This window comes from Mesorhizobium sp. LEGMi-168a (genome assembly GCF_058312955.1).
The window spans coordinates 1-11,136 of the sequence record NZ_JBZEGV010000061.1 but is presented as its reverse complement, the minus strand read 5'-3'; the positions used below and the strand labels follow the sequence as shown (position 1 = coordinate 11,136).

Sequence of the window (11,136 nt, the reverse complement as noted above, 5' to 3'; positions counted from 1 at the left end):
TTCGGCGCCTCACGCTCAATGTTCTCAGAGCCGACCCCGAAAACATCCCGCTCAGCCACAAACGACTCAAAGCACGATGGGCCGATCAAGACCTACTCCGCCTCTTCACTCATATGCGATAGCCCTAGGTGCCTGGGCGCTTGAGAAGGGCTGACTTGATCCGGGGATATGTGATGCCTATTTGGGGGCCATCACTGAAATCGAACGCGCTTGGACCCATGCCGCCTGGAAAGCGGGATGGTCGCGCCCCGGAGCTTTGTCATGCTGGAAACCCGTCCATTGGCTGAACATCAACCCAAACTCGGTGAATTCGGCTTCGCCGGCGACGACCATGTCGTGCCTTACGAGGTGGCGCCACTCGACGTGCGCGGCCGCACCGTGCAGCTCGGGCCGATGCTCGACGCCATCCTCGGTCGCCACGACTATCCCGAACCGGTGGCGCGCCTGCTGGCGGAAGCCTGCGTGCTGACCGTGCTGCTCGGCACGTCGCTGAAGTTCGAGGGCAAGTTCATCCTGCAGACACGCACGGATGGGCCGGTCGACATGCTGGTGGCGGACTTCGCCACGCCGCATGCGCTGCGCGCCTATGCGCGCTTCGACGCCGACCGGCTGCAGGCGCTGGTTGCCGCCGGCGAGACCTCGCAGCAGAAACTGCTCGGCACCGGCGTGCTGGCGCTGACCATCGACCAGGGCGCGCATACGCAGCGTTATCAGGGCATCGTCCAGCTCGACGGCACGTCGCTGGAAGAAGCCGCGCGCACCTATTTCCGCCAGTCGGAGCAGATCCCGACCGATCTCAAGATGTCGGTCGCCAAGCTGGTGACGCCGGGCCCCGGCGGCGCCCGCGAGCAATGGCGCGCCGGCGGCATCCTTGCGCAGTTCCTGCCGCAGGCGCCGGAGCGCATGCGCGTGCCCGACATTTCCGGCGGCGACGGCGATCCGCGCGACGCGGCGCACCAGCCGGCCGACAATTCCTGGCAGGAACTTCTGGCGTTGCTCGGCACCACTGAGCCGACCGAGCTCATCGACCCCACGGTCGGCGCCGAGCGGCTGCTCTACCGGCTGTTCCACGAACACGGCGTGCGCGTCTTCCGTGGCGTGCCCGTCGCCGACCAGTGCTCCTGCTCGCGCGAGAAGATCCGCGGCATCCTCGAAGGCTTTTCAGCCGACGAGATCAAGGACTCGACCGAGGACGGCGGCATCCACGTCGCCTGCGAGTTCTGCTCGACGCAGTACGACTTCGACCCGGCGGAATTCGCGGCACAGTAGCCTCTTCCTTCTCCCCGTTTCACGGGGAGAAGGTGTCACGAAGTGACGGATGAGGGGCGGCGCGAACGTCGGTGAAGATGGCGCCACATCCCGGCGCTGCCGTCGAACCTGAAGTAAATCTCAAAAGTTTGGCGCCTTTCTCCCCGTATAGTGACGGAGAGAAAGACGCTGTCGCTCGGGATTTCGCGAACTTATCCTAATTCACCGTCCGCCTTGTCCCCGGCATGTCGAGCGAGAAGGCGGGGATGGCGACGTCGAACGTCTCGCCGCGTCCGTTGCGCATCGTGTAATGGCCGACCATGATGCCGGATGGCGTCGAGAGCGGGCATCCCGACGTGTACTGGTAGCTGTCGCCGGGGTTGAGCTCCGGCTGGTCGCCGACGACGCCGGCGCCGCGCACTTCCTCGACGCGACCGCGCCCGTCGGTGATGTGCCAGTACCGAGACATAAGCTGCACGAATTCGTCCGACCGGTTGTCGATCGTCACCTGATAGCCCCACACATAGCGGTTCTCGGACGGATCGGAACGATCCTCCAGATAGAACGGCCTGACCTGCACTTCGATGTTGCGCGTGACGGCGCGATACATGGGCAACTCCGGTGCTGCGTCAGGGCAATATTTGTCGCCCTCCGCGGCTTTATCAACGGAAAGCGGCGTAACCTGCCGACCTCAAAGCGCAGTGCCGACAAACAATGTCATTTAAGTGACACATGACAATGTTGGTGTGCGAGCACTGTGCCGGGCGACTCGGGCGCTCTGTCGACTGATGAAACGGCCGCGGGCGGCCTTTCCGGAGTGACCAGATCTCGATGGAACCGACTTTCGCCGCCGCCTTTGCCTCGTCAGCCCTTCTTCTTTCAAATTTCGCCAGCATCCTGCTTGCATCGTCGCGGCTGAAGGCGCGTCGCATCATTCCTCCGCTCGCGGAGAAGCAGCCGCTGGTCTCTATCGTTGTGCCGTCGCGTGGCGTCGAGCCGTTCACCGAGGAGACGCTTGATCGCGCCTTCTCGCTCGACTGGCCGCGTTATGAGCTGATCTTCTGCGTCGCCGGCGCCGAAGACCCCGTGGTCAAGCTGATCAATGCCGCGATCGCGCGCTTCCCCAAGGTTCCGGCGCGGCTGCTCGTCGGCGACGACAGGGTCAGCGCCAATCCCAAGCTCAACAACTGCGTCAAGGGCTGGCAGGCGGCGCGGCACGACTGGGTGATCCTCGCCGATTCCAATGTGCTGATGCCCAAGGACTATGTCCAGCATCTGATGGCGGCCTGGCGGCCGGATACCGGCCTCGTCTGCTCGACGCCGATCGGCTCGCGGCCGGATGGGTTTTGGGCCGAAGTCGAATGCGCCTTCCTCAACACGCTGCAGGCGCGCTGGCAATATGCGGGCGAGGCGCTCGGCCTTGGCTTCGCCCAAGGCAAGAGCATGTTGTGGAGCAAGCCGATGCTCGACGCAAACGGCGGCATCCAGGCTTTAGCCGCCGAGATCGCCGAGGACGCGGCCGCCACCAAGCTGGTCAACGGCTTGGGACTGCGCGTCAATCTCGTCGCCTCGCCGTTCGAGCAGCCGCTCGGCCAGCGCGCGTTCGCCGAAATCTGGTCGCGCCAGGCGCGCTGGGCGCGGCTGCGCCGCGTCACCTTCCCGCTGTTTTTTGCCCCCGAGATCCTGACTGGTGTGGCGTTGCCGCTGCTGCTCGCGCTTATCGCGGCGGCCAGCGCCGGCGTCAGCCTGCCCACCACGGCGCTTTGCGTTCTGGCGATGGCCTATGTGCCGGAATGCCTGCTCGCCTGGTCCAAGGGCTGGTATATGTCACCGCGCAGCGTGACCGCGATGATCGTGCGCGACGCGATGCTTCCCGCCATCTGGGCGCGCGGCTGGTTGGGTGGCGCCGTCGAGTGGCGCGGCAACGCCATGACGATCCGCACCAGCGCGATAACCGAACTGGAAGAGATCGCCTGAGCCACGCCCAGGCGACGCACGCCCTCGTTCGTCGTCAGCGACCGAGCTCAAGCCGCATGACTATATCCTGGTCATAGTTGCCGAAGCCGCGCCCAAATATGTTGACGCCGCCAGGATGCTTCGCCTTCGCGTCGATGCCGATCCTCATCCGGATCGAGCGATGTTTGGTGATGCCGAGGTCGTCCATTGTGACGTCGGAGATTCTGACGCCGTCGATGAAGGACCCCGACTGGCCGATCCGCCAGTTCTTCAACTTGCCATATTGCGAGCCGGCCAGTTTCCACCAGCTTGGTGTATAGACACCGCGCTTGTCGCCATAGTCGCCCGGCGACGTCCAAGTGCCGACAGCGACGTCGTTCACCCAGAGCGTGAGGTCGGAAGGCCAGTCCATATTGGTGCCGGGAACCTCCGATGAGAGCTCCATCGAGAACTCGATCGACTCTATCCGGGCATTGAGCAACTTGGCGTTGTTCGGAAACTTGTACTCGACGCTGCCCATTCCGAACCAGATGAGCGCCGCCTGGACACGCGCTGGATCGAGGAAGGAATCAGGGACGTCCAGCAGGCCGATCACGCCATCGGTCGAGCACAGACCGCAAGGCGGACTGACCTCGACGGAGGTGAACAGGCCGAGAGGCATCGCGACTTCGATGACGTTCGCGTCGCGTTGAAGTTCCTCCTCCCCCTCGAACCGCACGATGATCTCATCGAAGCGGGCCGAACAGATCTTTTGATGGCCCTTCCTGGCCTTGACGGCCTCGGTCGCGATCAGGCCGGCTTCCTCGAGTGTCTGTACGTTGATGGCGACCGTCGATTGCGGCAGCTCCAGCCGGCGGGTGATGTCGTTGACGTTGAGTGGGCCTTCGCTGCGCAGGAGCTTGAGGATGCGTACGCGGATCGGTGACGCCAGTCCCTTCAAGATCTCGATGTCGTCCTCTGGATCGATGGTGAGGAAGTTGGGTTTCATGGAAGACGGCGACCTTGGCGAGAAAGGAGGCACTGTTTATATCATAATTATTGATAGTCAAACTGATGATCAGCCTTTGATGCCGGCCGAGAGCGTTATCGCCTGAGTCACGCGGCGCTGGAAAATCAGATAGGCCAGAGCAACGGGAAGTCCTGCCAGCACGGCGCCCGCCAGCTCACGCGCATACTGGACACCGAAGGCGGAGTGCACTTGCGTGACGCCGACCGTGATGTTCATCGTCTCTTCGGAACTCTGCGCCAGGAACGGCCAGAGGAAAGCGTTCCATGCGCCGATGAAGGTGATGATGGCCAGTGCCGTGGTCACCCCCCAGTTCATCGGCAGGTAGATCTTGAAGAGAAGCTGGAAATCGTTGGCGCCGTCCATGATCGCCGCCTCACGGAAGTCGCGCGGGATCGAATCGAAGAACTGCTTGTAGACGATGACGACGACCGGAACGATGAGCTGAGGAAGGATGGTGCCGAGCCAGGTGTTGAGGGCGCCGAAATTCGACATCAGCACGAAGTGAGTGACTATCAGCGCCTGGATGGGAATCATGAAGCTCGCCATGATCGTCAGATAGAGCGAATGGCGGCCCGGGAAGCGCAATTGCGATATTGCATAACCGCAGGTCGCCGCAATGAAGATGACGATCACGGTAACCGCTGCGGAGGTCGCCAGCGAATTCAGGTACCAAAGCCCGATCTTCGTGTTCAGGAGAACGTAGGTGTAGGCCTCGAGCGTGAAGGTCTCGGGCCACAAGCGCACTCCGGGTTGAACTACCTCGTATTCCGGCTTGAGCGTGGTCACCATGGCCCAGTAGAGCGGAAAGGCCCAGACGATTGCGAATGCGAACGTCGCCAGCGTCAGAGACAGTCCCGCAATGTCGAAGGCCCGGAGCTTGCGATGCGCGCCTTCGGCGCGGGCGGTTGGAATTTTGATGCGGCCGGTTTCGACGCTCATCGCTCGGCTCCCCTGGCGCGCAGCACCTGGTATTGCAGAACCGAGAGCGCGGCGATCAACACGAACAGCGCGGTGGCAACCGTTGCGGCATAGCCGCCATGATTGCGCTGGAAGGCCGTGACGTAGATGTACTGCACCAGCACCATTGTCGGCTCGGAACGGCCGCCGATCGAAAACAGATAGACCTGATCGAATATCTTGAGCTGCAGGATGAGTTGGATCGTCGCCACAAGCGCCGTGACTGGCCAGATCAGCGGCCAGGTGATCTTCCAGAACAGCTGCCAGCGATTGGCGCCATCGATCGCCGCGGCGTCATATATTTCCGGAGATATGTTTCTCAACCCCGCGATGAAGAGCAAAACATTGAAGCCGTTGGTCCACCAGATCGTGATCAGCCCTACCGTGGGAAGGAACCAAGGGATCGTGCGGAACACAGGCACCCGCTGACCGTAGAAGAACTCGATCGGGTACTGCGCAATCCCGAACTGAAGGTCGAGGATCCAGCGCCATATCAGGAAGACCACCGAGACTGGCAGAATGTAGGGCAGGAAAAAGGCGGCAAGGACGATGCTTTGCGTCCATCCCTTCAGCCGGTCCACCATCAGTGCGATGAGGAGGCCGATCGCCACGTTCGGCACCACGGTGAGCACGACGAAATAGCCGGTGTTCCAGACAGCCGTCTTGAACAGCCTGTCGCCGAAGAGCCGGACATAGTTCTTGAAGTTGACCCAATCGCCCTCGCCGATCAGCGGCGCGTTTGTGAAAGAGAGCTCGAGCATCTTCAGGGTCGGATATATGAAGAGCACGCAATAGATGAGCAGGAAGGGCGCAATCAGAATGAAAGCGCTGCGGCGTTCGCTGCGTCTGGTGCTTGCAAGCATCGGACCGGGCCTCCTGTTCGATCCAACCCGCCTCCGAAGGCCGTCCGCCGACAACCGTGGCCGTCGGCGGACTCCTTGGGAGGTTACTCGGTCTGACCGTCCAGATCGTCGCGCATCTGCTCCATCGCTCCCTGCGGATCGAGCTCGCCGTTGATCGCCGGCATCAGGAAGTTGCCTGCCGCATCGTAGACCGGCGACGCCACGCCGGCGAGCTTGGAGCTAGGATCGAACACCGCCGTTTTCGCAAGTGTCGAATAGGTGGCGTTCGGTTGCATCTTCTTGAAATCGTCGCTCGAAGTGACCGGTGTAAAGGCGGGGATGTGCCCTGCGGTTGCCCAGAACAGCGAATGCTCGTTCATCCATTTCACGACCTCCAGCACTGCCTTCAACTTCTCCGGCGAGATCTCCTTGCCCTTGCGGTTCGGGATCGCGAAGGAGTGCGAGTCAGCCCAGGTCGCCGGCTGGTCGAAAAAGGTCGGAAGCTGGATGGCTCCCCACTCGAAGCCAAGCTTGTTTTGCTTGGCGAGATCCGTGAAGGTCGGCACTTCCCAGACACCGTTGATATGCATGGCGGCCTTGCCCGACGTGAAGAGCGCGATCGAGGCAGGATAGTCGGTCGACTTCGGCGCCAGCCCGTCGGCGACCCATTTGGCGACGACGCTCGTGGCCTTGACTGCCTTGTCGAGATTGTCACCTTCCAGAAACTTGCCGTTGTCGGCGAGGAACTTGCCACCTTGCTGACTGAACAGCGAGTAGAAGATGCGCCACTGCGAGTCCCCGGCGGCGCTGTGGATGGAGACGCCATATTCCGAGCCGCTGGCCTTCAGTTTCTCGAGAGCCGCGTGGAAATTGTCGGCGCCGTCGAGGCCCTTCGGCAGGCCGTCTTCGCCGAGGAGACCGGCCGCGGCGAGCTTGCTCTTGTTGTAGTAGAGAACGACCGAATGGATATCGAAGGGAATGGCATATTGCTTGCCATCCACTTGGGCGGCTTTCCAGTTGGCGGGCGCATAGTTGTCGGCCGAGAAGCCGGCGGCCTTCAACTCCTCAGGCGTGATTTCACGCAGCGTCCCGGTGGAGACGCCGAGTGGGAGGCGCGACAGGTGGTAAGTCATGACATCCGGCCCCTCGCCGACGGCGGCCGAGGTCTGGACCTTCGTGTAGAACGGCACACCCCATTCAAGCGTCGTCGCCTGGATCTCGATCGAATCCGCGTGTTCCTTGTTGAACTGATCGATCAGCGATTTCATGCGCACGCCGTCGCCGCCGCTCAGGAAATCCCACCAGACCACCGTCTCCTTCGCTTGCGCGCCGGCAGCGAATGCGATCAGGGCCGCCGTGACGAGCGCCTTCTTCAGAATTCTCTTCATCGTGATCCTCCCTTCGGTTATTTCCGCTTGCTTCGAGAAGTCGCCGCAGCGCTCGAATTCCTCCAAATGGCTTGTCGGCAGCAGCCAATCCTGCGACCCCGTCCTCCCGCTATTCCATCAGGATCGGCGACAGACATCCTGCTAGTCCGGACGCTCCTCACGCCCGCTACTCCTTCGCGGCATGGCACAACAAACGCGGATCGGGATCCGTTGATCCTCAGGCTCCCACGATACCTTTGCCGTGCACCCTGTCAACCAATCTTATGGTATGTATCATATTTTATGATATACATGAGCGTCCGCTGCTCTCGCCTATCCGCGGTCTCAGACGCTTATGCGTACCAGGTGATAAGATCTCGGCGGCAAACTCCCCTTGACCCTGCCGTCGAGGACCGAAATTCCGTCACCCTTGCAGGGCGAGACGCGCTCCGGCTTGGCGGCCGTGTTCGTGGCCTTGAGGTCGGGATGGGCAATCAACACGTGCTCGGCGATGCTCTTCGGCGCGAAGCCGGCCATATCGATGTCAACAACCAAAGCCTCGTCCGGATGGCGGTTGACCATGAAGAACGCCACGGTCCCGCCGTCCCGGCCCCGTACTGCGGCGACGTCGAGATAGGGAACATCATCCGCCACCTTGGCATCGTAGGTCGGAACGTCGACGGCGACGTTCAAAGCATCGCCACGGCCGTAGAGCGAGGCGTAGTAGTAGGGATAGTAGATCGTCTGCTTCCAGGCCGGCCCGCCGGTTTCCGTCATGATGGGCGCGATCACGTTCACGAGCTGCGCGATGCAAGCGATCCTCACACGGTCCGACCGGCGGATGAATGTGTTGAGCGCGCAGCCGACAAGCAGGACGTCCTCGAAATTGTAGGCGTCCTCCAACAAGCTGGGCGCCTTGGCCCAATTGACCCCGTCGCCGTCGCTCACTCCTCTCTTTCGGGTGTGATACCAGACGTTCCACTCGTCGAAGGAGATGTGGACGTTGTGCTTGGAGCGCTTCTTCGCCTTCACGTAGTCGATTACGCCGCCGATCGTCTGGATGTAGCGGTCGACCGGAACGGACTTGGCGAGGAAGTTCAGGTAGTCATCGTCCCAGTTGTCCCAGTACTGATGCAGCGAGATGTAGTCCACATTCTCGTAGGCGAGCTCGAGGACCTCGGCTTCCCAGGCGGGGTAGGTGGGCATGTTGTGGTTGGAGGAGCCGCAGGCGACGAGCTCGAGTGTCGGGTCGAAGACCTTCATGGCGCGACCGACCTCGTTTGCGACGCGACCATATTCATGGGCCGTGCGATGGTTCATTTGCCACGGGCCGTCCATCTCGTTGCCGAGGCACCAGACCCGAACATTGTGCGGTTCGGCTGAGCCGTTCTTCCTGCGCAGGTCGCTCCAGTAGCTGCCTCCCGGATGGTTGCAGTATTCGAGCATGGCGAGCGCCTCGGTAAACCCCTTCGAGCCGAGATTGACCGCAAGCATGGGCTCGGTCCCGGCCTTGCGGCACCAACGAATGAACTCGTCCGTCCCCATCTCGTTGGTCTCGGTCGTCTTCCAGGCATAGTCGAGCCGCACGGGCCGCTGGTTCTTCGGTCCGATCCCGTCCAGCCAGTCGTAGTTGGAAACGAAATTGCCGCCGGGGTAGCGAACCAGCGGCGCGTTCAAGCCGCGCACCAGTTCCAGCACATCGCCGCGAAACCCATCCTCGTCGGCGGTCTCGTGGCCCGGTTCGTAGATGCCACCATAGACGGCGCGTCCAAGATGCTCCAGAAAGGCGCTGTAGATGCGATCGTCGATGGTTCCGATCTTGAAATCCCGGTGGATCGCTACATGCGCCTTCATGTCCGTCGCCTACCCTTTATATCACTTAATTTGATATGTATCCGAGTATATGAACATTGGTGGCGGCCAGTGTCAATCGCAGCTTGAGGCGACTTTGGGGTTGGATATTGCAGGTACAGACATTCGGTTCGAGCCCGCCGAAGCGCTGCCCGCCGCCTAGTGTCAAACCGGGGAAGTAGCCGGTCTCGTCACTTCGCCGCTTTCAGCGCCCGATCGATGTCGGCCAGCAGGTCGTCGGCGTCCTCAAGCCCGACTGACAGACGCAGCGTGCCCGGGCCGATGCCGAGCTCGGCGCGCGCCTCGTCGCTGAGGTTCTTGTGCGTCGTCGTCGCCGGATGGGTGATCAGGCTCTTGGCGTCGCCGAGATTGTTGGAGATCAGTACGATGTCGAGCGCATTCTGGAAGGCGAAGGCCGCCTGCTTGCCGCCCTTGACGTCGAGGCAGATCAGCGTCGAGCCGCCCGACATCTGCTTCTTGACGATATCGGCCTGCGGATGGTCGGCCCGGCCTGGATAGATGAGGCGGGCGATCTCCGGCCGGCTTGCCAGGAAGTCGGCGATCTTGCCGGCGCTTTCGGTCTGCTGCCTTACGCGCAGCGGCAGCGTCTCAAGCCCCTTGAGCAGCGTCCAGGCGTTGAAGGGCGACAGGCTCGGGCCGGTGTGGCGGAAATAGTCGTGCAGGTTCTCGTCGATCCACTTCTTGTCCGACAGGATGACGCCGCCAAGGCAGCGGCCCTGTCCGTCGATGTGCTTGGTGGCCGAGTAGACGACGATGTGGGCGCCGAGCTGCAGCGGCTTCTGCTGCAGCGGCGTGGCGAACACGTTGTCGACGATCACGCGTGCGCCGATCGAATTGGCTAAAGCGGCGACAGCGGTGATGTCGACCACTTCCAGCGTCGGGTTGGTCGGGCTCTCCAGGAAGAACAGCTTGGTGTTCGGCCTGACCGCCTTTTCCCAATTGGCGATGTCGGTGCCGTCGATCAGCGTCGCCTCGATGCCGTAGCGCGGCGCCAGCGTCTCGACCACCCAGCGGCAGGAGCCGAACAGCGCCCTCGCCGCGACGATGTGATCGCCGGCCTTGACGCTGCAGAGAAGTGCTGCGCTGACCGCCGCCATGCCGGAAGCGGTGGCGCGCGCGTCTTCCGCGCCTTCGAGCGCGCACATGCGCTTCTCGAACATGTCGACGGTCGGATTGGCGTAGCGCGAATAGATGAAGCCAGGCTCCTCGCCCTTGAAGCGGGCTTCCGCCGCCTGAGCCGTCTCATAGACATAGCCTTGGGTGAGATACATCGCCTCGGCGGTCTCGCCGAAACCGGAACGCAGCGTTCCGCCATGCACGAGTGCCGTCTGAGGCTTCCAATTGCGCGTCTTCGTCATCGCCTAGTCCAACCCTAAGAACCGTCCAAACACAAAAAAACCGGCCGCGATGTCGCAACCGGTCCATACGGCCTTGCGGCCAACGGTCCTTTAGCGACTTGTTTAACGTGGCTGCAAGCCGACCGGCCAAATCACCACGGGATAACGACCCTTTAGACCCGCGCCGCGCTTGCGTCAATTGCCGGCTTGATTAAGAGGTTTGTACCAGGCAGGAGCCTGCAACCATGCGCTGGCCCGGCCTTAGAGCAATTCCAGGAAAAGTGTGAAACGGTTTTCCGTCCGGAATTGCGTCAAAACAAAGAGGTAGAGCAATTCCAGGAAAAGTGTGAAACGGTTTTCCGTCCGGAATTGCGTCAAAACAAAAAGGTCGAGCGGTCGCCGTTTCCATGAAACGGTGAATTGCTCTAGCTGTGGAGCCTCAACAGGTTGTCCTCGGACAATGCGAGGCGACTGATGGGTGTTTTGGATTTTAGGCCGCCATGCGGGCGATGCCAATTGTAGCGATGCATCCAAACGGGCAACTCGGC

Annotated in this window: 9 protein-coding genes, 1 pseudogene and 1 riboswitch; of the genes and pseudogenes, 2 read left to right on the top strand and 8 right to left on the bottom strand. The window is 61.7% G+C overall.

Annotated features, from left to right (window positions below; genetic code table 11):
- Window positions 1–237: 237 nt before the first annotated feature.
- Window positions 238–1,269, top strand: coding sequence for an Hsp33 family molecular chaperone (locus AC4FWB_RS33550; RefSeq protein WP_491030509.1), 1,032 nt, complete (start codon window positions 238–240; stop codon window positions 1,267–1,269).
- A 196-nt stretch (window positions 1,270–1,465) separates the two neighbouring features.
- Here the strand turns inward: AC4FWB_RS33550 and apaG are convergent, their stop codons facing one another.
- Window positions 1,466–1,858, bottom strand: a complete 393-nt coding sequence (apaG, locus tag AC4FWB_RS33545; RefSeq protein ID WP_292339828.1) for a Co2+/Mg2+ efflux facilitator ApaG/CorD — start codon at window positions 1,856–1,858, stop codon at window positions 1,466–1,468.
- Between the two features lie 221 nt (window positions 1,859–2,079).
- On the opposite strand from apaG, the gene AC4FWB_RS33540 reads away from it, so the two are divergent.
- Entirely contained in the window at window positions 2,080–3,225 is a 1,146-nt protein-coding gene (locus AC4FWB_RS33540; RefSeq protein WP_491030508.1) for a ceramide glucosyltransferase, read from the top strand.
- Between the two features lie 34 nt (window positions 3,226–3,259).
- Here the strand turns inward: AC4FWB_RS33540 and AC4FWB_RS33535 are convergent, their stop codons facing one another.
- From AC4FWB_RS33535 to AC4FWB_RS33505, 7 genes and pseudogenes are all read right to left on the bottom strand, one after another.
- A complete protein-coding gene (locus AC4FWB_RS33535) occupies window positions 3,260–4,192 on the bottom strand; it encodes an ArsR/SmtB family transcription factor (protein WP_491030507.1) in 933 nt (310 codons plus the stop codon).
- A gap of 69 nt (window positions 4,193–4,261) precedes the next feature.
- Window positions 4,262–5,152: a carbohydrate ABC transporter permease gene (locus AC4FWB_RS33530; RefSeq protein ID WP_491030506.1), complete on the bottom strand. Its 891-nt coding sequence runs from the start codon at window positions 5,150–5,152 to the stop codon at window positions 4,262–4,264.
- Window positions 5,149–6,033 carry a carbohydrate ABC transporter permease gene (locus AC4FWB_RS33525; protein WP_491030505.1) on the bottom strand — a complete coding sequence of 295 codons (885 nt, stop codon included), beginning with the start codon at window positions 6,031–6,033 and terminating at the stop codon, window positions 5,149–5,151. Before AC4FWB_RS33525 ends, AC4FWB_RS33530 begins: the two co-directional genes overlap by 4 nt.
- 83 nt (window positions 6,034–6,116) lie before the next feature.
- Entirely contained in the window at window positions 6,117–7,400 is a 1,284-nt protein-coding gene (locus AC4FWB_RS33520) for an extracellular solute-binding protein (RefSeq protein WP_491030504.1), read from the bottom strand.
- 324 nt (window positions 7,401–7,724) lie between these two features.
- Window positions 7,725–9,233 (bottom strand): arabinosylfuranosidase ArfA, encoded by a 1,509-nt coding sequence (gene arfA / locus AC4FWB_RS33515; RefSeq protein ID WP_491030503.1) that lies wholly within the window; start codon window positions 9,231–9,233, stop codon window positions 7,725–7,727.
- Window positions 9,234–9,421: 188 nt separating this feature from the next.
- Window positions 9,422–10,609 (bottom strand): O-succinylhomoserine sulfhydrylase, encoded by a 1,188-nt coding sequence (locus tag AC4FWB_RS33510; RefSeq protein WP_491030502.1) that lies wholly within the window; start codon window positions 10,607–10,609, stop codon window positions 9,422–9,424.
- 70 nt (window positions 10,610–10,679) lie between these two features.
- Window positions 10,680–10,757, bottom strand: a riboswitch (SAM riboswitch).
- Between the two features lie 256 nt (window positions 10,758–11,013).
- Window positions 11,014–11,136 (bottom strand): annotated as a pseudogene (locus AC4FWB_RS33505) (IS481 family transposase); the annotation flags it as partial.

What these genes read in the sequence shown, in the direction of transcription:
- AC4FWB_RS33550 (WP_491030509.1), top strand. Translation starts at nt 238, where the DNA reads ATGGTCGCGCCCCGGAGCTTTGTCATGCTGGAAACCCGTCCATTGGCT.
- apaG (WP_292339828.1), bottom strand. Translation starts at nt 1,858, where the DNA reads ATGTATCGCGCCGTCACGCGCAACATCGAAGTGCAGGTCAGGCCGTTC.
- AC4FWB_RS33540 (WP_491030508.1), top strand. Translation starts at nt 2,080, where the DNA reads ATGGAACCGACTTTCGCCGCCGCCTTTGCCTCGTCAGCCCTTCTTCTT.
- AC4FWB_RS33535 (WP_491030507.1), bottom strand. Translation starts at nt 4,192, where the DNA reads ATGAAACCCAACTTCCTCACCATCGATCCAGAGGACGACATCGAGATC.
- AC4FWB_RS33530 (WP_491030506.1), bottom strand. Translation starts at nt 5,152, where the DNA reads ATGAGCGTCGAAACCGGCCGCATCAAAATTCCAACCGCCCGCGCCGAA.
- AC4FWB_RS33525 (WP_491030505.1), bottom strand. Translation starts at nt 6,033, where the DNA reads ATGCTTGCAAGCACCAGACGCAGCGAACGCCGCAGCGCTTTCATTCTG.
- AC4FWB_RS33520 (WP_491030504.1), bottom strand. Translation starts at nt 7,400, where the DNA reads ATGAAGAGAATTCTGAAGAAGGCGCTCGTCACGGCGGCCCTGATCGCA.
- arfA (WP_491030503.1), bottom strand. Translation starts at nt 9,233, where the DNA reads ATGAAGGCGCATGTAGCGATCCACCGGGATTTCAAGATCGGAACCATC.
- AC4FWB_RS33510 (WP_491030502.1), bottom strand. Translation starts at nt 10,609, where the DNA reads ATGACGAAGACGCGCAATTGGAAGCCTCAGACGGCACTCGTGCATGGC.